The 22790-nt window shown below is 68.4% G+C and carries 19 protein-coding genes; 10 read left to right on the top strand and 9 right to left on the bottom strand.

Features of this window, described 5'->3' with window-relative positions:
* Positions 1 to 34 precede the first annotated feature (34 nt).
* Positions 35 to 1222, top strand: coding sequence for a DUF3068 domain-containing protein (locus AAFP35_RS01150; RefSeq protein ID WP_419219677.1), 1188 nt, complete (start codon positions 35 to 37; stop codon positions 1220 to 1222).
* Here the strand turns inward: AAFP35_RS01150 and AAFP35_RS01145 are convergent.
* Positions 1143 to 2375: a polysaccharide biosynthesis protein gene (locus tag AAFP35_RS01145; protein WP_419219676.1), complete on the bottom strand. Its 1233-nt coding sequence runs from the start codon at positions 2373 to 2375 to the stop codon at positions 1143 to 1145. The genes AAFP35_RS01150 and AAFP35_RS01145 overlap by 80 nt on opposite strands.
* 117 nt (positions 2376 to 2492) lie before the next feature.
* On the opposite strand from AAFP35_RS01145, the gene AAFP35_RS01140 reads away from it, so the two are divergent.
* From AAFP35_RS01140 to AAFP35_RS01125, 4 genes are read left to right on the top strand one after another with little or no spacing between them, the layout of a single operon-like run.
* Complete coding sequence (locus AAFP35_RS01140; RefSeq protein ID WP_419219675.1) at positions 2493 to 3416, top strand: HpcH/HpaI aldolase/citrate lyase family protein; 924 nt, start codon at positions 2493 to 2495, stop codon at positions 3414 to 3416.
* A 12-nt stretch (positions 3417 to 3428) separates the two neighbouring features.
* Entirely contained in the window at positions 3429 to 5183 is a 1755-nt protein-coding gene (locus AAFP35_RS01135; RefSeq protein WP_419219674.1) for a hypothetical protein, read from the top strand.
* A gap of 18 nt (positions 5184 to 5201) precedes the next feature.
* On the top strand, positions 5202 to 6104 hold the full coding sequence (locus tag AAFP35_RS01130; RefSeq protein ID WP_419219673.1) for an LLM class F420-dependent oxidoreductase: 903 nt from the start codon (positions 5202 to 5204) through the stop codon (positions 6102 to 6104).
* A 16-nt stretch (positions 6105 to 6120) separates the two neighbouring features.
* Positions 6121 to 6951, top strand: a complete 831-nt coding sequence (locus AAFP35_RS01125; protein WP_419219672.1) for an SDR family NAD(P)-dependent oxidoreductase — start codon at positions 6121 to 6123, stop codon at positions 6949 to 6951.
* Between the two features lie 9 nt (positions 6952 to 6960).
* Here AAFP35_RS01125 and AAFP35_RS01120 read toward each other — a convergent pair whose 3' ends face one another.
* Positions 6961 to 8097, bottom strand: coding sequence for a glycosyltransferase family 4 protein (locus tag AAFP35_RS01120; protein ID WP_419219671.1), 1137 nt, complete (start codon positions 8095 to 8097; stop codon positions 6961 to 6963).
* Positions 8098 to 8296: 199 nt separating this feature from the next.
* Between AAFP35_RS01120 and AAFP35_RS01115 the strand changes: the two genes are divergently transcribed.
* Complete coding sequence (locus AAFP35_RS01115) at positions 8297 to 9037, top strand: TetR/AcrR family transcriptional regulator (protein WP_419219670.1); 741 nt, start codon at positions 8297 to 8299, stop codon at positions 9035 to 9037.
* A 32-nt stretch (positions 9038 to 9069) separates the two neighbouring features.
* On the top strand, positions 9070 to 9831 hold the full coding sequence (locus tag AAFP35_RS01110; protein WP_419219669.1) for a class I SAM-dependent methyltransferase: 762 nt from the start codon (positions 9070 to 9072) through the stop codon (positions 9829 to 9831).
* A 22-nt stretch (positions 9832 to 9853) separates the two neighbouring features.
* On the opposite strand, the gene AAFP35_RS01105 is transcribed toward AAFP35_RS01110, so the two are convergent.
* Both AAFP35_RS01105 and AAFP35_RS01100 read right to left on the bottom strand, forming a co-directional pair.
* Positions 9854 to 10600: a hypothetical protein gene (locus tag AAFP35_RS01105; protein WP_419219668.1), complete on the bottom strand. Its 747-nt coding sequence runs from the start codon at positions 10598 to 10600 to the stop codon at positions 9854 to 9856.
* Between the two features lie 59 nt (positions 10601 to 10659).
* Positions 10660 to 11253: a TetR/AcrR family transcriptional regulator gene (locus tag AAFP35_RS01100; RefSeq protein ID WP_419219667.1), complete on the bottom strand. Its 594-nt coding sequence runs from the start codon at positions 11251 to 11253 to the stop codon at positions 10660 to 10662.
* Between the two features lie 94 nt (positions 11254 to 11347).
* Between AAFP35_RS01100 and AAFP35_RS01095 the strand changes: the two genes are divergently transcribed.
* Positions 11348 to 12553, top strand: coding sequence for a cytochrome P450 (locus tag AAFP35_RS01095; protein ID WP_419219666.1), 1206 nt, complete (start codon positions 11348 to 11350; stop codon positions 12551 to 12553).
* The gene (locus AAFP35_RS01090) at positions 12543 to 13985 is read left to right on the top strand and encodes an ABC1 kinase family protein (RefSeq protein WP_419219665.1); all 1443 of its coding nucleotides are present in this window, start codon (positions 12543 to 12545) and stop codon (positions 13983 to 13985) included. Before AAFP35_RS01095 ends, AAFP35_RS01090 begins: the two co-directional genes overlap by 11 nt.
* Here AAFP35_RS01090 and AAFP35_RS01085 read toward each other — a convergent pair.
* On the bottom strand, positions 13959 to 14624 hold the full coding sequence (locus AAFP35_RS01085) for a TetR/AcrR family transcriptional regulator (RefSeq protein ID WP_419219664.1): 666 nt from the start codon (positions 14622 to 14624) through the stop codon (positions 13959 to 13961). The two genes, AAFP35_RS01090 and AAFP35_RS01085, sit on opposite strands and share 27 nt — an antisense overlap.
* 72 nt (positions 14625 to 14696) lie before the next feature.
* Here AAFP35_RS01085 and AAFP35_RS01080 point away from each other — a divergent pair, with 72 nt between their 5' ends.
* Complete coding sequence (locus AAFP35_RS01080) at positions 14697 to 16307, top strand: MFS transporter (RefSeq protein WP_419219663.1); 1611 nt, start codon at positions 14697 to 14699, stop codon at positions 16305 to 16307.
* 71 nt (positions 16308 to 16378) lie between these two features.
* Here the strand turns inward: AAFP35_RS01080 and AAFP35_RS01075 are convergent, their stop codons facing one another.
* The 4 genes from AAFP35_RS01075 to AAFP35_RS01060 form a co-directional block, all read right to left on the bottom strand.
* Positions 16379 to 18916: an ABC transporter permease gene (locus tag AAFP35_RS01075; protein WP_419219948.1), complete on the bottom strand. Its 2538-nt coding sequence runs from the start codon at positions 18914 to 18916 to the stop codon at positions 16379 to 16381.
* A gap of 19 nt (positions 18917 to 18935) precedes the next feature.
* Positions 18936 to 19793 (bottom strand): ABC transporter ATP-binding protein, encoded by an 858-nt coding sequence (locus AAFP35_RS01070; RefSeq protein ID WP_419219662.1) that lies wholly within the window; start codon positions 19791 to 19793, stop codon positions 18936 to 18938.
* Between the two features lie 69 nt (positions 19794 to 19862).
* Positions 19863 to 20885, bottom strand: a complete 1023-nt coding sequence (locus tag AAFP35_RS01065) for an esterase-like activity of phytase family protein (RefSeq protein ID WP_419219661.1) — start codon at positions 20883 to 20885, stop codon at positions 19863 to 19865.
* Positions 20886 to 20915: 30 nt separating this feature from the next.
* Positions 20916 to 22745, bottom strand: a complete 1830-nt coding sequence (locus AAFP35_RS01060) for a phosphoenolpyruvate carboxykinase (GTP) (protein WP_419219660.1) — start codon at positions 22743 to 22745, stop codon at positions 20916 to 20918.
* Positions 22746 to 22790: the final 45 nt, after the last annotated feature.

Below are 22790 nucleotides of genomic sequence, written 5' to 3'. Positions count from 1 at the left end.
TCCCTGGCCTGGCCGGGCCAGTAACCTCGCCGGTATGCCGTCACCCGGGCCGAGTCGTCTGTCGACCACCGACCTCATCGGACCGGTGGTGATCTTCCTGGGTGGATTCCTGCTCGCCGCGGCCATCGCCCTGCCGACGTTGTTCGTCGACAACCTGCGGACCATCCCGCTGAGCACCGATGTCACGACGGCCGCGTCGTCGGCGCCGGGCGCCCGCATGCTGGACCGCTGTTCGCTGAACACGCCCACCGCGAACGTCGTCGAGGCCACGCTCACGCGCCAGCAGCGGTTCGTCGCGGTCCGCCCGTCGGACGCCGACCGCGTGACGCTGCAGGCCGGCACGTCGATCCGGGCCGAGGATCTGGTGGTCGACGGCAGACACATCGCGGCCGACGCCCCTCGTCCGGGCAGTGACGCCCGCGTGCCGGACGGCGCGACCGCGTGCACCGAGCCCATCGCGACCGCCGCACGCGACCGCATCACGCTCGACCGGGTCACCGCCCTGCCCGACCTGCGCGGCGACCCGCCGGGCAGCTCGGAGATCCAGTACGACAGCAACACCGCACCGATCCGGGTGCCCGACCGGCAGGGCTACACGTACCTGTTCCCGTTCGGATTGTCGGAATCCGACCACACCTTCTTCGACGTCACCACCCGGCGGTCCGTGCCGCTGCATCACCGCGGCGAGACCACGGTGGGCGGCCGCGACGTAGCCCGGTTCGTCGCCGACGTCCCCGACACCGACCTGCATCAGATCCACTCCGGCAGCGACGAGGGAACCCCGCCGACCATCATCACGCGTCCCGCGGGCTGGTTCGGTGTGCCGGGGGTGGACCCCGACCGCGAGGTCAGTGCCACGCTGCACCACAGTGGCCGTTGGGAGCTCGCCGTCGACACCACCACCGGCACCATCCTGGACGCGACGATCTCGGTCGAGGAGACCTACCGCTTCATCGATCCCACGTTGCCCGACCATCGGTTGACCAATCTGTCGGCCACGTTCTCCTACGACGAGCAGACGCAACGCGACCAGGTGCAGCGCGCGACATCGCTGGCCACGCCGATCACGGTGTGGGGCCGGGTCGTGCCGATCATCGCGGGCATCCTCGGTGTGGTCGCCATCGCCGTCGGGCTGGCGATCGTCAATCCCGCGTGGCGTCCTCGGTGGTGGGCGGATCGACAGGGTCCGCCGACGTCCGGCGCAGACCCACCGTCGTCGTGACGGCCGCGGCGACGGTTGCCGACACCGCCGCGGTCACCGCGAGCGCGACGATGGACTGCACGACGGTCACGATGACCACCGCCTCGACGACCACCACGGCCCAGGTCACCGACGACACCGCGGTGGCCCGACGCGCAATCGCCGACAACAACGCCACCTGCAGCACCGCGAGCGTTGCGCCCGTATACGCGAACAGCCACAGCAGCGGCACCAACGGTTCGTAGTCGGGCCGAACCACGATGGGCACCAGCGGCCCCGCGACACCCGCGCCTATTGTCAGCACCACCCCGATGGCCGCGACGACGCCGACGGCATGCCGCAGGGACCGACCCGACGTGGCCGGATCGGCGAGCCGGGGATAGAACACCACCCCCACCGCCTGCGGCAGCCAGAACGCGACCTTGGTCGCGATGGCGCCCAGCGCATAGATCCCGGCGTCGTCCGGCGACAGCACCGACCGTGACAGCAGCAGGTCGATCGACGCCGCGACGACGAGCACCAGTTGCACGCCGCTCGCCCGCACCACGTCGCCGAGATCGAGGGCGGACTCCTGCGGTCGTGGATCGTCGACGCGTGTGGCACGGACCGCCCACCCGACCACGAGGGCCGCGACACCGGTGCCGAGGACGCCGGCCAGCAGTGCCCCGGCAGGCCCGGCGCCCATCGCGAGCGCCACCATGACCGGCGCGGTGCGCAACACCCCGACGACCGCGAGCACCCACGCCAGGAGTCGGAACTGTCCTCGCCCCTGCAGCACACCCTGGCCCGCGCCGACCAGGGTCAGCAACGGCGCCGTCAGCAGGGCGGCCCCGGCGGTGTCCGGTCCCGTGGAGGTGGCCCAGGCCATGATCGGCGTACCGACGACCACCAACACCGCGACCACCGCGACGGTCTGGATGGTCACCGTTCGGATTCGTCCCGTCCCGGTGCGCTGGACGACGGCCCGCGCGATCACCGCCTGCAGTGCGAGCGCCGCGACGCCGAGGACGAGCATCGCGGACAGCCCGACCGCCAGCTCGCCGTATTCGGCGGTGCTCAGCCACCAGCGGCTCGCCGTCAGGTGGATGAGATAGGCGCAGACGTTGGCCACCATCGAACCGGCGGCCACCCAGCCGAGCGCGCCGGCCAGCGCTCCCCGGGTCTGCTCCGCCATGAGGTCAAGTGTGCACGTCGACGCGACTGTGCTGTGGGAGGGGCACTTTGCACACCGCCGCACCCATGGGTGACGATGGTTGACGGGACTCCCCCACATCGACCACGAGAAAGTCCGATGTACGAGCAGAACACGACCCCACCTCCGGATGCGGCAGACGACCCGACCGGCTTCCGCATCGACCCGGTGCTGGCGCGCAGCTGGCTGCTGGTCAACGGCGCCCAACCCAACCGGTTCGCGGCCGCTGCGCGGTCACGTGCCGACATCGTCGTGCTCGACATCGAGGATGCCGTCGCCCCCAAGGACAAGCTCGTCGCCCGCGAGAACGTGGTGTCCTGGTTGGCAGGCGGTCACGCCGACTGGGTGCGCGTCAACGGGTTCGGGACCCCGTGGTGGGCCGACGATCTCGCCGCCCTGGCACCGGGCAGCGTGGGCGGCATCATGCTCGCCATGGTCGAATCCGTCGACCACGTCACCGAAACCGCCAAGCGGCTACCGGGCATCCCCATCGTCGCACTCGTGGAAACCGCACGCGGACTCGAACGGATCAGTGAGATCGCCTCGGCAAAGGGCACATTCCGCCTGGCCTTCGGTATCGGCGACTTCCGTCGCGACACCGGCTTCGGCGACAATCCCGCGACCCTCGCCTACGCACGGTCCCGATTCACCATCGCCGCCAAGGCCGCTCACCTGCCGAGCGCGATCGACGGTCCGACCGTGGGTTCGAGCGCATTGAAACTCTCCGAGGCCACCGCGGTCAGCGTGGAGTTCGGGATGACCGGCAAGATCTGCCTGACCCCCGAGCAATGCCATCCCGTGAACGAGGGACTGTCGCCGTCTCAGGACGAGATCAGCTGGGCGAAGGAGTTCTTCGCCGAGTTCGAACGTGACGGTGGCGAGATCCGCAACGGCTCGGACCTCCCCCGTATCTCCCGCGCCACCAAGATCCTCGACCTGGCGCGTGCCTATCAGATCGGGTCCGCCGAGTACGAAGACGATCCGGTACACGTGCCCGCACCGTCGGACACCCACCACTTCTGACCGGCTCTCCTGTTGGCGCCGAACGAGATTCCCCGCTCGCGACACCTCCTGTGGCTGCTCACCGGGGTCTCGGCCGCGTTGACCGCACTGATCCTGGCGCCGATCCTGCGCGGCGGATATCTGCTGTATCGCGACGCGGTCTCCACCCCTCGCTCGTTCGTCACCGACACCATCCTCGGACTCGGCGGGGTGGCCGCCCGTGCGGTACCACAGGATTGGGTGGTCGCCATGACGAGCCGGGCCGTCGACGGCGGCGCGGTGGTCACCGCGATCACCTTCCTCGCCCTTACGTCCGCCGGCGTCGGTTACGGACGGATGGCCGCCGTGCTGGTACCTGCGGCGGGACGGACCGGCGCGGTCGCCGCAGCCGTCATCGCGATCTGGAATCCCTATGTCGCCGAACGACTTCTGCAGGGTCACTGGAGTCTGTTGGTGTCCTACGCGACGATCGGATGGCTGATCCTGGCCGCCCGTACGGTGGTGCGTGGGCAAAGCGGTACACGCTGGGCCCCCTTGGCCGCGACGGCGTGTTTGGCCGGGTTCACGCCGACGGGATCGGTGCTCGCGGTGGTGGTCGTGGCCGTCGTCGTCGGTGCGCCGCTGCTTCGCGACCGACGCCCGGTCGACCTCCTGATCACCTGCACCGTCATGGTTCTCGGCGCGTTGCCCTGGCTGACCGCCACCGCCTTCGGCTCCGGGTCGACGACGACGGGTCCCGACGGCTTCGAGGTGTTCGGCCTTCGAGCCGAGCCGGGGTTGGGGACGATCGGCACGGTGCTCGGCCTCGGCGGGATCTGGAATGCCGACGCGGTACCGGCCAGTCGGACCATCTGGTGGGCGGCGGCCGCGACGGTGGCGCTGTTGGTCGTGGTGGTGGCCGGCGCCTTGCGCCTGTGGCGCGATCGCGCGACCTCGGACCCGGCCGTGGGTCGGCTCGCCCTGCTGGCCGCGGTCGTGACGATTCTCCTCGTGGTCAGCGCCGTCGGCCCGGTCGCGTCGGCGCTGGCCGACGTGTCCGGCGTGATACCGGGGGTGGGACTGCTCCGCGATACGCAGAAGTACTCGGCGCTGCTCGTTCCGTTCTTCAGCCTCGCCACGGCCGCCGCGGTCGCCGGCCTGCGCCGTTGGGTACCCGCGGGTTTCGCCCTCGCCACTGCGGTCCTGCTGATCGCCGCCCCGCTGCCCGACCTGGCGTGGGGAGTCGGCGGAAAGATCCGACCGATCACCTACCCCGACGATTGGGCCGCGGTGACCCGGATCATCCCGCCGGACGACGGAGACGTCGCCGTGTGGCCGGTGGGGACCGTACGACGCTATGCGTTCACCGACACGGTGTCGCTGGACCCGCTGCCGCGTATGGTTCGTGCACCGGTGACCGATTCCGGTGAGCTCATCGTCGACGACCTGGTGGTCGACCGGGCGTCCGGCCGGGGCGCGGAGGTCGACCATGTCCTGACCACCGGCGGTTCGCCCGGTGCCCTGGCCGAGCTGGGAGTCGGATGGGTGGTGGTGGAAGACGGCAACCCACCGCGCGACCTCGCGCGCGACGCGGCCGTTGCGTATCGCGGCGACGATCTGACCCTCTACCGGATCCCCGGAACGGTCGCCGATCGCGGTGCGTCAGCCGCGGCGCGCGCGACGGTCATCGGCGCACACGTCGCCTGGGCTGCGGCGGCGCTCCTGTCGCTCGTCGTCGCCGCGATGACCCGGCTCCGACGCAGAGCACCGACCGAACCAACCCGCCGAGATCATCAATCTCCAAATTGAAAATGCTATTCTCGGCCGATGCGGTTCATCTACCACTATCCGGAGACCAACGGCCCGGACGGCGACCTGTTCGCCGCCGGTGCATTGACGGAGGTGGCCGCGGCCGCCGAGCACGCCGGATTCGACGCGTTCTCGCTCAGCGAGCACCCGTCGCCGGGCGCCCGATGGTTGGCATCGGGTGGCCACCAGACCGTCGACCCGTTCGTCGCGCTGGGATTCGTTGCGGCAGCCACCGAGCGATTGCGGCTGCTCACCTACCTCGCCGTCGCGCCATACCGCAACCCGATGCTGCTGGCGAAGTCGGCGGCCACCCTCGACTCGCTGTCGGGCGGACGCCTGATCCTGGGCCTGGGCGTGGGGTACCAGAAGAGCGAATTCCACGCGCTGGGTATCGATTTCGGTGAGCGCAACACCCTGTTCGACGAGACCCTCGACGTCCTTCCGCAGCATTGGAGCGGTGAGGCGTTCAGCTATCAGGGCACGCATTTCAGCGCCCGCGACGTGATGGCCCGCCCCCGTCCGGCACAGGACCCGATCCCGATCTGGGTGGGCGGGAACTCCCGGCTGAGCCGTCGCCGCGTGGCCACCCGCGCACAGGGCTGGATGCCGATGTCGGGTGGCGCACAGCTGAGTTCCACGGCCCGCACGCCGTCCATCGGCACCGTCGACGAGTTGACCGAGGCGATCGCCGATCTCAACGCCGCGGCCGACACCGCGGGACGTACCGAGCCGATCGACATCGTGTACTCCTACCACGGCGATGGGCTGGACTCGCCCGCACACGACGCGCAACGTCATCGAGAGGCCTTCGCACGGTTGGAGAAGGCGGGTGTCACCTGGGTGGTGGTGTCGAGCCGCACTGTCGGCCTCGCGGCAACCACCGAGTTCCTGGACGCCTTCGGCACCACCTACCTGACCTGAGCGCGGGGTACCCACGATGGGATGGTTCGAGGAACGGGCCGGGCTCGACGGCACGGTCGCGGTGATCACCGGCGGCGCAGGCGGACTCGGTGAGGCCACCGCAGTGGATCTGGCCGCCAACGGCGTACGGCTCGCGGTGGTCGACGTCGACGAGGCAGCCGTTGACGGCCTGCGCGCGACACTGCGCGATCACGACGTCGTGGTGCAGTGCGGCGATGCCCGCGATCCCGAGGTCCTCGAGCATCTCTTCGCGACGGCGGTCGGACGGTGGGAGCGGATCGACACGCTGGTGAACCTGGTCGGTGGGACCTTCCGGTCCGACTTCGTGGACACCACACCGAAGGGCTGGGATGCCCTGCTGCGCACGAACTTCCTGCACGTGTTGCACGCGTGCCGGCTGGCCGTCCCACATATGCGGGCGGGACGACGCGGCGGCAGCATCGTCAACGTGACGACGATCGAAGCGCACCGTGCCGCACCGGGTTTCGCCGTCTACTCGGCGGCGAAGGCAGCCGTCGAACAGTTCGCACGAACCCTTGCCGTGGAGGTCGCGCCGGATCGCATCCGGGTCAACAACGTGGCTCCGGACTTCGTCCCCACCCCGAATCTGGCCAAGTTCGGGCACGGCGAGACCCCGGTCATGGCCACACCCGACGGCGCGCGGATCGCCATCCCGATGGGGCGTCCCGGCTCCGTCACCGATGTCTCACATGCCGTGGTGTTCCTCGCGTCGGCCCTCTCGGAGTACATCACCGGGACGACGATCCATCCCGACGGCGGCACCCTGGCGTCGTCGGGATGGTTCAACTGGCCCGAGCACGGATGGGCCAACTATGCGCCGCGTTGATCGCCACCCTCAGTGACGCAGGTCGTCGATCACTGCGGCGAACCCGTCCGCCGTCGCCGACCACGAGTAGCCTGCCGCCTTGCGCCGCGCATTGTGACCGAGACGTACGGCCTCGTCCGGGTTGTCCACGAGTTTCCTCGTGGCGCTGACCAATTCGTCCACACCGTCGACCAACAAGCCGGTCTCGCCGTGTTCGACGGACTCCACGAGCCCGACCGAGCTGCGGTATCCGATCGTCGGGACGCGGTGCTGGGCCGCCTCCATCACGGCCAACCCCCACCCCTCCTTGCGCGACGGCATGAGGTGCACGGCAGCACGGCTCAGCAGCCGATGCTTGTCCACCTCGCCCACGTGGCCGTGGAAGGTGACGTGTTCGAGCACCCCGAGTTCGCCTGCCCGCCTGACCAATTGCTCCGACCACCAGCCGCCGCCGATGACGTCGAGCCGAATCTGCGGATGCGTACGCCGGAGCTCGGCGACCACGGTGAGCGCATCCTCGACCTGCTTGTGCGGGACCAGCCGGGAGAGCACGCACAACCGTGCGGCGTCCGGTTCGGCGGTGCCGGAGTCCGCGCCGTCCGACGGCAGCGGATCGATCCCGTTGCGGATCACGGTGATCCGGTCACGGTCCACTCCGAGAGCGACCAACTCGTCGGCAGACGGCCCGGAGACCGTCACATAGGAGCTGCGCCGATGAACCCACGGGGACACCCGGGATTCGAGAAACCACCCGAGTCGAGCCAGGCCGCGACCGGCGACCGGCCACTGTTCGCGATGGCAGTGATGGACGAGGACGGCCGTGGGCGCCGACGACACCACCGTGGCGAAGAACGGGATGCCGTTCTGGGTGTCGACGATGACGTCGGGCTCCGCCCCGCGCAATCGCCCGCGCCCGAATCGCGCCGCCACGATCGTGGCGAGTGCCCGTGGATAAACACTCAGCCGTCCGCCTGCGCGCAAGATCCGGATGCCGTCTCGATCCTCGATCGAAGGCGAACCCTCGTGGGCCGCCGTCACCAGGGTCACCCTCATGCCCCGCGCCACCAGTTCGGCACCGACGCGCTCCAGGTAGCGTTCACTGCCGCCACCTTGCGGATGCGAGGTGTCGCGCCAACAGAGCAGCAGGACATGGGTCGGAGTGGTCATCGCCGATCCAGCGTACCGAGAGTCGAAAAAGGTTCCCAGAGGTCGTACGTGGCATCCCCTCCACACCACGTCCGATCCCCCTGGGAACCCCTGCAGCCGTGGGGCATCGCCCCCCGGTTGCGGCTACACTGTAGCCGAAAAAACTGCCGACGTCTACAACGGCAGTTGAGACATTCCCAGTGAGGACGATACGCACCCGATGACCGATCCGACAGACTCGACGCCTCCCACGCTCGGCACCCCGGACTGGTGGGCGGCATCGCGCGAGGACACCGACGCGGCGCACCGTTCCGGGCGCGGGCGTCCGCCGCTGCCCCTCGACGAGATCCTCACCGAGGCGCTCTCCCTGCTCGCCGAACACGGACTCGACGGACTCGGCATCCGGGCATTGGCACGGCGCCTCGGATCGTCGACGTCTACGCTCTACCGTCAGCTCCCCGGCGGCAAGGACGAGTTGTGCACGCGTCTCGCCGAACACGTGATGACCGAGATCGTCACCGGGATCGCGGCGTCCGGACTCGATGACGAGTGGAGTGCCACGATCGAGCAGTCGGCGGTCGTCTCCTTCGACGTGTTGCGACGCCACCCGTACGCCGCCTCCCTGTTCGCCGGGCAGGTGCAGTTCGGTCCGATGGGCCTGCTGCGCTACGAACTGTCGTTGCGACTGCTGCTGGCCGCGGGCTTCTCGCCCACCGACGCCGCGGCCGCCGACCATGCCCTGGCGCGACTCATCGTCGGTTATGCGCTGCAGTCACCGCGGGAGGAGTCGCCGAGCCGGGCGACGCTCGCCGAGTACTATCGTCGCCTCGACGCCGCCGAGTACCCGTCCATCGCGACGGCCATCCCGGCGTTGCCGGAGGATCTGCGCGCCGAGTTCGTCTTCGCGTTGCAGACCTTCGTGGCGGGCCTTCGACGACGGGCCACCGAGATCCACCGCTGACCGGTGGGACGAACAGAGAGGTCCACCGCGACATGCCTCAATCTCTTGCGCCGAAAGCCTTTGCGCGCCACGCCACACTGTCTCGCGCCGCACGACTGCTGAACGACTTCCGTTACGAGCAGAGCGATCCGGCGCGCTTCTACGGCGCGATCGCCGCCGACACCGCGAAGATGATCGCCGACTGGCACGGCACCCCTCTCGACGGCGCAGTGGTCCTCGACGTCGGTGGCGGCCCCGGATATTTCGCCGACGCGTTCGATGATCGTGGGGCACACTACATCTCGGTGGAGCCGGACCCCACCGAGATGCACGCCGGCGGCGTCGAGCACCGCGCGACGGTCCGCGGCTCGGGTCAGCACCTGCCCTTCGCCGACGACTCGATGGACGTCGTGTTCTCGTCGAACGTCGTCGAGCACACCAGCCGACCGTGGGAGATGTGCGACGAGATGCTTCGGGTGACTCGTCCGGGCGGAACCGTCATCGTCAGCTACACGCTGTGGTGGGGGCCCTTCGGCGGCCACGAGATGGGGCTCACCCATTACCTGGGCGGACGGCGGGCGGCACGCCGGTACACGCGCCGCCACGGCCATCCCCCGAAGAACCTCTTCGGCACCTCGCTGTTCGCGGTCACCGCGGCCGCCGGCCTGCGATGGGCGCGCTCGGTGGAGCCGTCCGCCCACACCGTGGCCGCCTTCCCGCGTTATCTACCGCACTGGCTGTGGTGGATCATGCGGGTCCCGGGACTGCGCGAGGTGCTCGCCACCAATCTCGTGGTGGTGCTCCGCAAGGCGTGAGCCCACGGAGTCGGGGCCGCCCTCAGTCGTTGGGCACCGGCGCCGAGCAGGACAACGGGCCACCGTTGCTGGTCGACGACGACAACAGCTCACCGTTGTGCAGGATGGTGCAGGTCACCGGCCCCCGCACGACGATCGCGGTCATGTCGGCCCGTCCGCCGCTCACCGTCGCGGCCTGCGACCACGGCGAACCGGCCGCAGCGACGAAGGTGTGCTGATCACCGTCGCGGAATCGGATCGCCACTACGTCCCCGTTGCCGGTGAGTTGATAGACGACCGCACCGGGCCGGGCCGTCCGAGTCGTCGTGGTGGTGGTGTCCTCGGTGGTGGTCGTCGTGGTGGTCGGCTCACTGCGCTGCGCCGTCGTCGTGGTGCTCGACGCCGCACCTGCGGCCGGCTCGTCGCTGCCGTCACCGTTGTCGCGGGTGACCAACACCACCAGCAGGATCAGCACGATGAGTGCGGCAATCGCCGCCAGCGCCAGCCCGACCGTACGACCGGTGTGCTTCGCGGGCGGTTGCGGCGGTTCGTCACCGTATCCGGGATCCTGCTGCTCGTACCCTGACTGGCCGTAGGCCTGCGTGGCCTCGGTGTACGCCTGCGGCGTCGCATACGGATCCGGTGCGTACGGCTCCTGATATCCCGGCTGCTGGTACGGATCGGGATGCTGCTGTTGACCGTGGGCGGCCGTGTCGTCGGAGGGACCGAACTGGCGCGTCTCGGGCGTCTCTCGGTTCGGGTCCCAGCGGTCGTCGGGTGGTCGGGTCATGGCGTCGATTGTGTCACCTCGGCGACGCACCTCCCACGTGCCAGCTCATCGTCGACCCGCTACTGCAGGGCCTCGATCCGCCCGGCGATCGTCTCCACCCACTCCTCGATCAGCCGGTCGTCGTCGAGCAGCGGCGGTCGGACCCCGAGGAACTCGTGCATCGTCCGATGGGCGAACAGCGCATTCAGTGCCACGGTGGCCACTGCTTCGACGCGGTCGCGGGCGGCCGCCGGCGCGCGATGCGACACCCAATCGGCCATGCCCCGGTAGGTCTCGTCGATCAGTCCGGAGTACGCGTCGGCCAACTTGCGCGGCCGGTCACGCAGTTCCGACGACAGGATGCGCAACAACTGCGCTTCCTCGTCGATGATCCCCAGCGTGTAGCGGCCCAGGACGGTCAGTTCCGAACGCAGATCGGTGAGGCCTTCGAAGATGCGCCGGATGTCACGCAACGCACGGAGCCGATCGAGCTGCCGATCCACGCCCGCCTCGAGGAGGAGTTCCTTCGACCGGAAGTGGTGGTAGAGCCCGCCCGCCCCCGGCGCGAGCCCCGCAGCGGCCTCGATCTGCGCGACGCTCGTCGCGCGATACCCCTGCTCCCCGAACAGGCGCATCGCCTCGTCGATCAACCGATCCCGAGTGGCCGCGGTCATCGGTGTGTCCACCGATCGTCCATTGACACCTCCTAAGTGCTCACTTAGTGTACCCAAGTGAACCACCAAAGTGATCACTTAGGAGGTGGATCGGATGGACACCACGACGGCGCCGCAGCTGTGGAGCCCCTGGCAGACCGAGGATGTCCATGCCGCGTACGACATCTGGCGCGACCGGCACGGTCCGGTCGCCTACGACGACGCGACGCAATGTTGGATCGTGGTGGGACATCGGGCCGCTCGCGACCTCCTCGTCGGCACCGGATGGAGCAGCGATCCCCTGTCGTCGGACGTCGCGCGCCGGCTGATCGAGGAGCAGGGCATCGTCGACTTCCCGTTCCGCGCGAGCATGCTCACCGTCGACCCACCCGACCACACCCGGCTGCGCGACTCGGTGCGTGACGTGTTCACCCCGCACTACATCGCCGACCTCGCACCCGGGATCGAGACGATCGCCGCGGACACCGTCGACACCCTGCCCAGCGGCGTGCGGTTCGACCTCATGACCGACATCGCGACGCCGCTGCCGGTCGCGGTCATCGCGGAATGGCTTGCGTTGGAAGGTGATACCACTCGAATCCTGTGGGAAGAGGCCGCCGATCTGGTCCGCCTGCTCGACGGTGCACTCGATCCGGAGCCGAGCGCGGCCGCCATCGGAGCACTCTCTGCACTCGTCACGCGATTCCTGCCGCTGGCCGCGTCACGGCGCGACGAACCCGGCGACGATCTGCTCAGCCTGCTCGCCACCGACCCCGACCTGGAACTCGACGAGGTCGTCATCAATGCGATCCTGCTCGCCATCGCAGGTCATGAGACAACCGCGAACCTGTTGGGCAACAGCCTGATACGACTGTTGACCGACACTGGTACGGGACGGATCGCCGACCGGCTCCACCAGGTCACCCCGGCCGTCGTCGACGAGCTGCTCCGACTCGACGGACCGGCACAGGCCGTTGCGCGTACCGCACTCGAACCCCAGGATCTCGACGGCCATCGCATCGAGGCGCGGGCGCGGGTCATCGTGGTGATCGCCGCGGCCAACCGCGACCCCGAGGTGTTCGACGACCCCCATTCGTTCCGCCTCGATCGTGACGACGCCACCGCACATCTGGCGCTCGGCTTCGGCAGACACCGCTGTCTGGGCGCCGCGTTGACCCGCTTGGAGACGGAGATCGCGTTGCGCCGCATCCTCGCTCGTGATCCCGTCCTGACCGGCCCCGCCACCCGGCGGCCCACCGCCCTGCTGCGGGGACCACAATCGGTACCGATGCTCTTTCGAGGAGATCCCCATGACCGATGAACCATCGAAGCGCACCGAGCGGTTTCGTCCGGTGCGCTCCGGGCGGGTGCGACGCACCGTACCGGTCGCGGGTTTCGCCGCCCGCGCCGCCGGCGGCCGTGTGATCGCCGGATTACGGGCCGGCACCGGAGACCGCGAGGCGATCGACCGCTTCCATCAACGCACCTCGGAACGCTATGCCGAACTGCTCGGCCACTCCAAGGGCGTGCTCATGAAGGCCGGCCAGCTACTGTCCACCCTCGACGTCGACGATGTCGACGACATCGAGAGCGGGCCGATGGCCACCTATCAGCAAGCGCTGCAACGATTACAGTCCGACGCCCCGCCGATGGACGCGCAGACCGCTCGCGAGATCGTCGAAGACGACCTGGGCGCGCCGACCGACGACCTGTTCGCCGAGTTCTCCGCCGACCCGCTGGCGGCCGCATCGATCGGCCAGGTTCACCGAGCACGGCTGCACGACGGTCGCCGCGTCGCGGTCAAGATCCAGTACCCCGGTGTCGCGCAGGCGATCCGGGATGATCTGCGCAACACCGAACTGCTGGCGACCTTCCTGAAGCTCGGTATGTCGCTGACCTCGCGATCGATGCCGACCGATCAACGCGGCGCGGCCGCCGAGGTCGCCGAGCGCATCGCCGAGGAGCTCGACTACCGGCGCGAGGCTCGCAACATCGCACGGTTCGCCGACCTGTTCCGTGACCACCCGTTCATCCGGGTGCCCGAGGTGATCCCGGAGCGCTGCGGCACAAGGGTTCTCACCATGACCTACCTGGACGGCATCAGCTGGTCCGAGGCCAAGAAGGCGGACGAGGATCTGCGCAACCAGTGGGCGCTGTCGATCGGGTACTTCGCATTCTCGGGATACCGTCACAGCAACCTCTTCAACGCGGACCCACACCCGGGCAACTATCGCTTCGGGGCCGACGGGTCGGTGGGTTTCGTCGACTTCGGCTGCGTCAAGGAGTTTCCCGAACACGTGCGCCACGGCATCGTCGCCATGGTCCGGGCCACCGTCGACGGCGATCGAGACGAGCTCTTCCGCCTCATGACCGACCACGGATTCGTCGAGGAGTCCACCGATCTCGACCCCGACGAGGCCTTTCGATGGTGGGAGATGTCGGTGTCGTCGATCATCGCCGAGCAACCGCACACCTTCACCCCCGCCGACGGGACCGCATTGATGCGTTCACTGTTCGACGACGGCGCGCTGGGCACCGCCCTGCGGAAGATGGACGTGCCCAGCGACTATCTGATGATCAGCCGCATCAACCTGGGCGTCAACGCGGTCTTCAGCGCACTCGGTGCCACCCTGGACACGCGTGAGCAGGCCGACGTCCTCGACGGCGTCGGTGAGCCTCGGAGCCAGATGGCGAAACTGCACGCCGAGTGGGCTCGAACACGCGGACTACCGTTCGGACTCGACGAGCGGTAGCCGGTCTGGTCCGTCGCCGTTGCGATCTGGGCCGTTGCGCACCGCCTCGATCGACGGCGCCAGCCAACGCGTCAGGTAGGCGCGCAGTTGGTCGGGTGGCGAGATCTCGTCGGCAGGTCGCTGCAGATATGCGCTCATCACGATCAGGCACCACTCGATGAGCTGGTCGAGCTGCTGATCGTCGAATCCCAGTGCACGCCAATCGATGTCGACCCGGTCCAGGATGGCCTTGGTGTGCGCCCGGGCCACGGGCCCGGTCATCGACCCGCCGAGCAGTCCGGTCGAGGCCCCCTGGCCGAGCAGGAATACCAGCACGCGGTCGGTGGTGAGCACCTCGATACCGGAGGTGAGCAGTTCGATGACGATGCCCACCGCATCGTGCGCGGTGCGCACCTGATCGAGGATGCCGGGCAGCACCGCCTCGGCGGCGTCGAGTGCCACTGCTTGCAGGAGTGCCTGCAGGCTGGGGAAGTACCGATAGACCGTCTGCCTGGTCACCTGCAGTTCCTGAGCGACGTGCGTGATGCTGACCCCCGCGCCCTCCGAGTCGATCACCCGACGGGTGGCGCCGATGATCCGCGCGACCGCCTCGGCATCGCTGGCCGGCAGTTCACCGCCCCACCCTGTCCGTCGCACCATGACGTCACCTTAGCCTGAACATACAAAGCCTGATGAGTGTATGGTCACAGGATGATGGCGGACCAAGACGTCATGAAGACGACCGAATCGCGACCGGACCCTGCCGGCGCAGCGGCCACCTCGCCCGATCGACTCGGGGTGCGCGGCATCTGGCTGCTGTGCGTGACGTGCGGCGGATTGTCGGTGGTCGCCGCCGCGATCACCGCACTGAATCTCACCCTCCCCGAGGTCGGCCCGGCCCTGGGCGCGAGTACCACGCAGATGACGTGGCTCGTCGACGCCTACACCGTCACGCTGGCCGCACTGCTGCTGCCGTGCGGTGCGGTGGGTGACCGATACGGTCGGCGGGGCCTGCTGGTCGTCGGTCTGGCCGTGTTCGCCCTCGCGTCGCTGCCCGCGGTCTGGGCCACCGATCCCACCGTCGTGATCGCCTCACGGGCGTTGTCCGGGCTCGGCGCCGCGATGATCATGCCGGCCACCCTCTCGCTGTTGACCTCGGAGCTGCCCGCCTCGAAACGACCACTGGCGGTGGCACTCTGGGCCGGGGTCGCCGGGGCCGGCGGCATCGGCGGATTCTTCGTCAGCGGTGCGTTGCTGGAGTGGTTCACCTGGCGATCGATCTTCGTCACCTTCGCGGTCGTCAGCGCCGTGTTGATGATCGCGTCCTGCACCATCTCGACGTCGCGGGACTCAGAGCCCCGACGGTTCGACCTGTTCGGTGCGGTGCTGTCGACCGCGGCGGTCTTCCTGTTCGTCATCGGGCTGCTCGAGACCCCCACCCGCGGCTGGGACGATCCCTTCGTGATCGTGGCATTGATCGCAGGCGTGGTGCTCGCCGTCGCGTTCACCGTCACCGAACTGCGGTCCGATTCACCGTTGCTCGACGTCCGGCTGTTCACCAATCGCGCCTTCTCGGCCGGCGCATGTACCGTGCTGGTGCAGTTCTTCGCCTCGTTCGGCCTCTTCTTCGTCGTGCTGCAGCGGATGCAACTCGACTTCGGTATGTCGCCGTTGATGGCCGCCACCGCGATGTTGCCGCTGATCGTCGTCATCATGGTGCTGTCGCCCATCGGGAGCTGGCTCGCGGTGCGCTACTCGCTACGCACGATCCTGTTCCTCGGTGTGGCGTTGACCGGCGTCGCACTGATCCTGATGGGCACCCTCGACTACACGACCTATCTGGGGCTGCTCCCCTGGCTGATCCTGGCGTCGGTGGGTCAGGGATTCGCCACCGCACCCCCGACGACGGCCATCATGGCGAACACCCCGGCAGCGAATCAGGGCGTCGGCTCCGCCGTCAACGACACCTTCCGCGAGGTCGGCGCGGCCATCGGGATCGCACTGGCGGGCAGCATCGTCGCATCCGGCTACACGCACAACATCGGTCCCGTCGCCGACCAGGTCCGGTCGGCGACGGGATCGGCGGAACTCGGTGACCGCATCTCCCGCTCACTCGCCGAGGCGCTGCACACGATCGGAGCGCTCGGCGATCGATACCCGCAGCAGGCGGGTGCGCTCTCCGAGATCGTCACCCAGGCCAAACACGCGTTCATCGAGCCGTTGAACGCATCCTGCGTCACGATGGGCGCGATCATGCTCGTCGGTGCGGTCGGGCTCTGGTTCCTCAGCCCGCACGCACTGACCCCGAAGTCCGACGCGCCCACCGGCGATCAGGCCGAATGACGCCATGCCACCGGTGATCTCGAGGCCACAGGTGATCTCGAGGCCACCGGTGATTCCGAGGCCGATCGGGGTCAAGCCTCGGTGATCGCCTCGAGTGGCCTGGTCCGGGCGGCGCGAACCGCAGGCCACAGCGCGGCCAGCACACCGACGACCGCCGACGCGACGAGCGTGATCACGATCAGGCTCCAGGGCAGCACCGGCGTACCGAGCCCCCATTTGGCCAGGGTTCGCACCAGCGCCCAACCGATGACGCTTCCGAGCACCACGCCGAGCAGGGCACCGAAGATCGCGATGAGCACCGACTCCAGGTAGATACTGCGACGTACCTGCGAGCGCAGCATGCCGACCGCCCGGAGCATGCCGATCTCACGCTTGCGCTCCACCACCGACAGGGCCAACGTGTTGATGATCCCGAGCACGGCGATCAGTAGGGCCAACCCGAGCATCGCGTACAGGGTCGCGAGCATCTGGTCGATCTGGCTGGAGATCGAACTCTTGAACTCCTCACGGTCCTGCACCTGCACGGTGAGGTAGGAATCGGTGGCGTCCTCCAGGCCACTGCGCAGCGTCGCCGGATCGGTCCCGGCCTTCGGCGACACGAAGATCCCCACACTGGCACGCGCCGATGCCGGCACCAGCTTCTGATACGCCGACTCTCCGACCAGGAACGGTTCGAGCGCCTCGTTGTCGGCGTAGACGCCCGCGACGGTGACCGGCACGGTCTCGCCGGTGGCCCCGGTGAACGTCACGACGTCACCACGATCCCACCCCTTGCTCGCCCGGGTGCGTTCGCTGACAAACATCCCGTCATCCGGAAGTGTCTCGGAGGCACCGTCTTTCATGGACAGCACGGCGACGTCGGTGATCTGACCGCCGACCGGCGCGTATCCTGTCTCGACCGTGTCACCGACCTTCGCCCGCAAGACGTCGAGCGAGACGGCCTCGCCGACCCCGTCCACTTGATCGACCGCGCCGAGTACCGCTGCGGGGATCGGCAGATTGTTGGCGCCCGCGACGATGAACTCGGCGCGCACACCCTTGTCCACGGCGTCGTCGACGGTCCCCTTGAAGGAGGTACCCAACGTCCCGATCACCGCAACCAGCATCAGCCCCAGCGTCAATGCGAAAGCCGTTGCCGCGGTACGCCTCGGGTTACGCACGGCGTTGGTGCGCGCCAGACCACCGATCTTGCCGAACGGCGCCCCTATGACCCGACCCAGCGCTCCGACGATCGGCCGGGACAACGCAGGCCCCGCGAGCACCACGGCTGCGATCATCGCGGCCGCTCCGGCGCCGACCGACATCGCCGGGCCGAGGCCGACTCCGGTTGCGCCGACGATGATGCAGACCAGGCCGGCGACCCCGACGAACACACCTGCGACCGTGCGGGTGCGCAGCGATGCCGAGCCCTCGGCCATCCCCGATCGCATCGCCTCGACCGGTGGGACACGCGACGCGCGGACGGCAGGCACCCACGCACTGATCATCGTCACCACCACACCGACGAACATCGCCGCCAGGACGGCCGACACACCGACCTGCAACGGCGCATCCGGCAGCCCCGACGACGCGGTGATCGCCTTGAGCACCGCGGCCAGACCGATGCCGATACCCAGACCGACCACGCCGCCGAGCAACCCGACGACGAACGCCTCGAACAGCACCGACCGCGACACCTGGCGTCGGCTGGCCCCGACGGCCCGCAGCAGCGCCAGTTCACGATTGCGCTGGGCGACGATCATCGAGAAGGTGTTGTAGATGATGAACGTCCCGACGATGAGTCCGATCGCCGCGAATGCCAACAGGATTGCGGTGAAGATCGTCAGGAACTGGTTGACGTTGTCCTTCTCATCCTGCCGAACCTGATCGCCCGTCCGGACCTTGTACACATCCGGTGGCAGCGCCGATCGGATCCGCTCCTGCAGTTGTTCGGGTGTCACCCCGGCGGCCGCCGACATGTCGACGGTGGCGGCGTGCGAGCCGTCGGAGAAGATGCGTTTCGCAGTCGCCTGATCGAACTGCACGTTGACGAATCCGCCCGTGCTGCTGGGCAGATCGATCAGACCGACGACGGTGACCTGCTGCGGGGTCGTGGATCCCTGGCCGAACACCACCTTGGTCGTCGAGCCCACCCGGAGACCGGCCTTCTCGGCCGCAGACGAATTCAGCGCTATCTCACCGGGATTCGTCGGTCCTCGTCCACCGGGCACGAGCTTGTTCGTATCGGGTGAGAGAGCGGCATCGGGCGGTAGGTACGCGGTGCCGACGCTGGGCGCGCCCCCCGTCTGCAGGGCCTTGCCCTCGGAGTTCGCGATGGTGACCAGACCCGAGTAATTCGTGACGATCCGGTCGATGCCGAGTTCGGACTTACGGGCGGTGAGGTCGTCGACCACCGTGAGCGGAACGCCTGCCGACTGAGTGTTCTCCGGCGTGATCTCCACCGCCACACCGGGAGCCGCCGAATCGAAGATGCTGTTGAACGCCTTGGACACGGTCGAGGTGAACACGATCGACCCGGCGACGAAAGACGTGCCGAGAACGATCGAGAAGACCGTGAGGAACAGGCGGAGCTTGTGCGCCCGGAGGTTTCGGAGCGAGACCCGGCGCATCACCGAAGAGGACATGCGCTCACTGCACCTCGGACGGACTGTTGCCTGCTGCGTGGCGCCCGCCGGCGGCACTCTCGGCGGCGCCGGACTCGGCCGCGGCGGCTTGTGCGTCGGGTTCGTCGAGATGCTTCATCACCTCGAAGACGTCGTCGGCCGATGGCCGGGCGAGTTCGCGGACGATCTGGCCGTCGGCCAGGAACACCACACGGTCGGCGTAGGAGGCGGCGCGCGGGTCGTGTGTCACGATCACCACGGTCTGGCCGAACTCGTCGGTTGCGGCACGCAGGATCTCCAGCACCTCCCCCGACGATCGGGAATCCAGGTTGCCGGTCGGCTCGTCGCCGAAGATGATGTCGGGCTTGCCGACCAGGGCTCGCGCACACGCGACGCGCTGCTGCTGACCACCCGAGAGTTCGCTGGGCAGATGCCCCAACCTGTCGGTGATGCCGAGCCGCTCGACGACGGTGTCGAACCACGCCTTGTCCACCTCGCGGCCCGCGATGTCGACGGGCAGCGTGATGTTCTCCGCCGCGGTCAGGGTGGGCACCAGGTTGAACGATTGGAAGACGAAGCCGATGCGGTCACGACGTAGCGTCGTCATCGCCTTGTCGGACAGGCCAGTGAGGTCGATGTCGCCGATGTGGACTTGCCCGCCGGTGGCCACGTCGAGTCCGGCCAGACAGTGCATCAGGGTCGACTTGCCGGAGCCCGAAGGCCCCATGATCGCGGTGAACTCCCCGGCCGGGAACTCGATGGTGACGCCGCGCAGCGCCTCGACGACGGTGTCACCCGTGCCGTAGACCTTGGTCAGATCGGCCGCACCGGCGGCGCTCGGGCGGGTGTCGACGTGTGGGCTGTCCGTATGGGCCGATGTCATGGCATCAACGGTGCCAAATCCGGCGGCCATCCGCTATCGGGTATTCCCCTGAGATGACCCTGGGTCATCTCAGCGCTTCGGGAACCTCACCTCGAGTGCATGTACCCGGGTCGGACCGGAGAACGCGTTGTTGGTGACGACGAACAGTGTGCGTGCTCGATAGGTGAGCCACGGCCGGTCCGGAACCCAGTTCCCCCAGGCCAGCCCGGACATGTTGCCCGCGGCCAGGCGCGGCAGCGGTGCGGTCGAGAAGATCTCGCGTTTGGGCATCGCCTTCTCGCCACCACCGAGGCGCTGCTTGCCCGTCACCGACTGGGCGCCCCGAGTCGTCGTCCAGTAGATGCGCGTGACGCGCCCCTGGCCCCGCTCGAGGACCAGGAAGTCGGTGTTGTTCACCGACAGCACGTCGGCGGCGACCTTGTCGCGGTCGGTGCGGTACACGTACTCCGAGGTACCGCGCCCCGCCCAGGTGATCAGGCGTGCAGAGGTCCGCGGGTCCTGCCGCAGTCCGGCGGCGGTGATGGCACTGATCCGGTCGCCCGGGCCCACGGCGACGCCGGTGAGCCCACGCTGGCCGTTGAGGCCCGTCTTCGGTGTCACCCGGTAGGCCGCGGGCAACGCGAGGTCACGCACGTGGTTGCCGATCGGGCCGACGACCCGCACGAATTGTTGGACACCGCCACTGGCCACGACATAGCCGCCGCCGAGACGCCGGATGCCCTCGAACTGTGCGCCACCCGGCAGGATCGGGAGATTGGCCTGCCCGAAGACCGTACCCAACGCGTTGATCCCGGCCGGGCCGGAGAATCCGTTGGAGGAGACGAATCCGATCCGCGCGCCGTAGGTGCGGGCGGGCCCGAACCTACCGACGTCGGTGGAGATCATCACGTACTGACCGTTGCCGATCCGGTCCATCCCGGAGATGCCACCGAAGGTGGGCACCCCGTTGCCGACGACGGTGGAATCGACGTAGCGCGACACCACCGCCTGCGACGGGGACGGTGGGGCCGCCGAAGCGGCACCCATCGTGGTTGCGGAAAGACCTACGGCGCAAGCGGACACGAGCGCCGCCCCCCACAAGCGAAGTCTCATAGGCGGCAACGATACCCGACGCGTGGCGACTCAGCTCAAGCGCTGCTTGAGGTGATCGAGTTCGTCACGCAACGGCGACGGGAGTCGGTCACCGACGAAGTCGAACAGCTCCTCGATCAGCGGGATCTCCTGACGCCATTCGTCTGCGTTGACCGCCAGCGCCGCCGCGATGTCGTCGGCCGGCACACCGTCGAGACCCTCGACGTCGATCTCCTCGGGCTTGGCGACGATACCGATCGGCGTCTCCACACCCTCGTTGGTGCCTTCGATACGGCCGACGATCCACTCCAGCACGCGGCTGTTCTCGCCGAATCCGGGCCAGAGGAAGCGGCCGTCGTCACCACGACGGAACCAGTTGACGTAGAAGACCTTCGGCAGCTTGGTCGCGTCGGCGTTCTTGCCGAGGTCGATCCAGTGGGCGAAGTAGTCGCCGACGTGGTAGCCGAGGAACGGGAGCATCGCCATCGGGTCGCGGCGCACCGTGCCGACCTTGCCCTCGGCGGCTGCGGTCTGCTCGGAGCCGACCGTGGCGCCCATGAACACGCCGTGCTGCCAGTCGCGGGCCTCGGTGACCAGCGGGACGGTGGTCTTGCGGCGACCGCCGAACAGGATCGCCGAGATCGGCACGCCCTGCGGGTCATCCCACTCCGCGGCCAGCGACGGGCACTGCGAGATCGGGGTGCAGTAACGCGAGTTCGGGTGTGCCGCCTTGTGATCGGACTCCGGGGTCCACTCGTTGCCGAGCCAGTCGGTGAGGTGCGCCGGGGTCTCGCCGCCGATGCCCTCCCACCAGACGTCGCCATCGTCGGTGAGCGCAACGTTGGTGTAGAGCGTGTTGCCCGCCTCGATGGTCTTCATCGCGTTCGGGTTGGAGTCGTCGCTGGTGCCCGGCGCGACACCGAAGAAACCGAACTCCGGGTTGATCGCGTACAGACGACCGTCGTCGCCGAAACGCATCCACGCGATGTCGTCGCCGACGGTCTCGGCGGTCCAGCCCGGGATGGTCGGCTGGATCATCGCGAGGTTGGTCTTGCCACACGCGCTCGGGAAGGCGGCCGCCACGTAGTAGACCTTCTTCGCCGGGCTGGTGAGCTTGAGGATCAGCATGTGCTCGGCGAGCCAGCCCTCGTCGTGGGCGAGCACCGAGGCGATGCGCAGGGCGTAGCACTTCTTACCGAGGAGGGCGTTGCCGCCGTACCCGGAACCGAACGACCAGATCTCGCGGTCCTCGGGGAAGTGGGTGATGTACTTCTCGGAGTTGCAGGGCCACGGGACATCGGCCTGTCCCGGCTCCAGCGGCGCACCGACCGAATGCAGTGCCTTGACGAAGAACCCGTCGTCGCCGAGGAGTTCGAGAACCTTCGGGCCCACGCGGGTCATGATCTTCATGGACAGAACGACGTACTCGGAGTCGGTGATCTCGACGCCCAACTTCGGGTCGTCGGAGCCGAGCGGGCCCATGCAGAACGGGATGACGAACATGGTGCGGCCGCGCATGCATCCGCGGTACAGGCCGGTCATGGTGGCCCGCATCTCCGCCGGATCGACCCAGTTGTTGGTGGGGCCCGCGTCGGCCTCGGTCTTCGAGCAGATGTAGGTACGCGATTCGACGCGCGCAACGTCGGCGGGATCGGAGTTGGCGAGGAACGAGTTCGGCTTGCGCTCCTCGTTGAGCTTCACCAGCGTGCCCGCGGACACCAGATGCTCGGTGAGGCGGTTCCACTCATCGTCGCTGCCGTCGGACCACACGACCCGGTCGGGCTGGGTCAACTCGGCAACCTCGGCCACCCAGGCGAGCAGCCCTGCGTGTTTGGTCGGGGCGGTGTTGGGATCCAGTCCGGGAATGGTGGCTGCGGTCATTGGGTCTCTCCTCCGAGGTGACGGCCCGATGCCGAAGGCCGTCAT

The sequence above is a fragment of the Gordonia sp. CPCC 206044 genome (genome assembly GCF_048537895.1).
Classification (GTDB): domain Bacteria; phylum Actinomycetota; class Actinomycetes; order Mycobacteriales; family Mycobacteriaceae; genus Gordonia.
This window is presented reverse-complemented; position numbering and strand designations above follow the sequence as displayed.

What these genes read in the sequence shown, in the direction of transcription:
- AAFP35_RS01150 (WP_419219677.1), top strand. Translation starts at nt 35, where the DNA reads ATGCCGTCACCCGGGCCGAGTCGTCTGTCGACCACCGACCTCATCGGA.
- AAFP35_RS01145 (WP_419219676.1), bottom strand. Translation starts at nt 2,375, where the DNA reads ATGGCGGAGCAGACCCGGGGAGCGCTGGCCGGCGCGCTCGGCTGGGTG.
- AAFP35_RS01140 (WP_419219675.1), top strand. Translation starts at nt 2,493, where the DNA reads ATGTACGAGCAGAACACGACCCCACCTCCGGATGCGGCAGACGACCCG.
- AAFP35_RS01130 (WP_419219673.1), top strand. Translation starts at nt 5,202, where the DNA reads ATGCGGTTCATCTACCACTATCCGGAGACCAACGGCCCGGACGGCGAC.
- AAFP35_RS01125 (WP_419219672.1), top strand. Translation starts at nt 6,121, where the DNA reads ATGGGATGGTTCGAGGAACGGGCCGGGCTCGACGGCACGGTCGCGGTG.
- AAFP35_RS01120 (WP_419219671.1), bottom strand. Translation starts at nt 8,097, where the DNA reads ATGACCACTCCGACCCATGTCCTGCTGCTCTGTTGGCGCGACACCTCG.
- AAFP35_RS01115 (WP_419219670.1), top strand. Translation starts at nt 8,297, where the DNA reads ATGACCGATCCGACAGACTCGACGCCTCCCACGCTCGGCACCCCGGAC.
- AAFP35_RS01110 (WP_419219669.1), top strand. Translation starts at nt 9,070, where the DNA reads ATGCCTCAATCTCTTGCGCCGAAAGCCTTTGCGCGCCACGCCACACTG.
- AAFP35_RS01105 (WP_419219668.1), bottom strand. Translation starts at nt 10,600, where the DNA reads ATGACCCGACCACCCGACGACCGCTGGGACCCGAACCGAGAGACGCCC.
- AAFP35_RS01100 (WP_419219667.1), bottom strand. Translation starts at nt 11,253, where the DNA reads ATGACCGCGGCCACTCGGGATCGGTTGATCGACGAGGCGATGCGCCTG.
- AAFP35_RS01095 (WP_419219666.1), top strand. Translation starts at nt 11,348, where the DNA reads ATGGACACCACGACGGCGCCGCAGCTGTGGAGCCCCTGGCAGACCGAG.
- AAFP35_RS01090 (WP_419219665.1), top strand. Translation starts at nt 12,543, where the DNA reads ATGACCGATGAACCATCGAAGCGCACCGAGCGGTTTCGTCCGGTGCGC.
- AAFP35_RS01085 (WP_419219664.1), bottom strand. Translation starts at nt 14,624, where the DNA reads ATGGTGCGACGGACAGGGTGGGGCGGTGAACTGCCGGCCAGCGATGCC.
- AAFP35_RS01080 (WP_419219663.1), top strand. Translation starts at nt 14,697, where the DNA reads ATGAAGACGACCGAATCGCGACCGGACCCTGCCGGCGCAGCGGCCACC.
- AAFP35_RS01075 (WP_419219948.1), bottom strand. Translation starts at nt 18,916, where the DNA reads ATGCGCCGGGTCTCGCTCCGAAACCTCCGGGCGCACAAGCTCCGCCTG.
- AAFP35_RS01070 (WP_419219662.1), bottom strand. Translation starts at nt 19,793, where the DNA reads ATGACATCGGCCCATACGGACAGCCCACACGTCGACACCCGCCCGAGC.
- AAFP35_RS01065 (WP_419219661.1), bottom strand. Translation starts at nt 20,885, where the DNA reads ATGAGACTTCGCTTGTGGGGGGCGGCGCTCGTGTCCGCTTGCGCCGTA.
- AAFP35_RS01060 (WP_419219660.1), bottom strand. Translation starts at nt 22,745, where the DNA reads ATGACCGCAGCCACCATTCCCGGACTGGATCCCAACACCGCCCCGACC.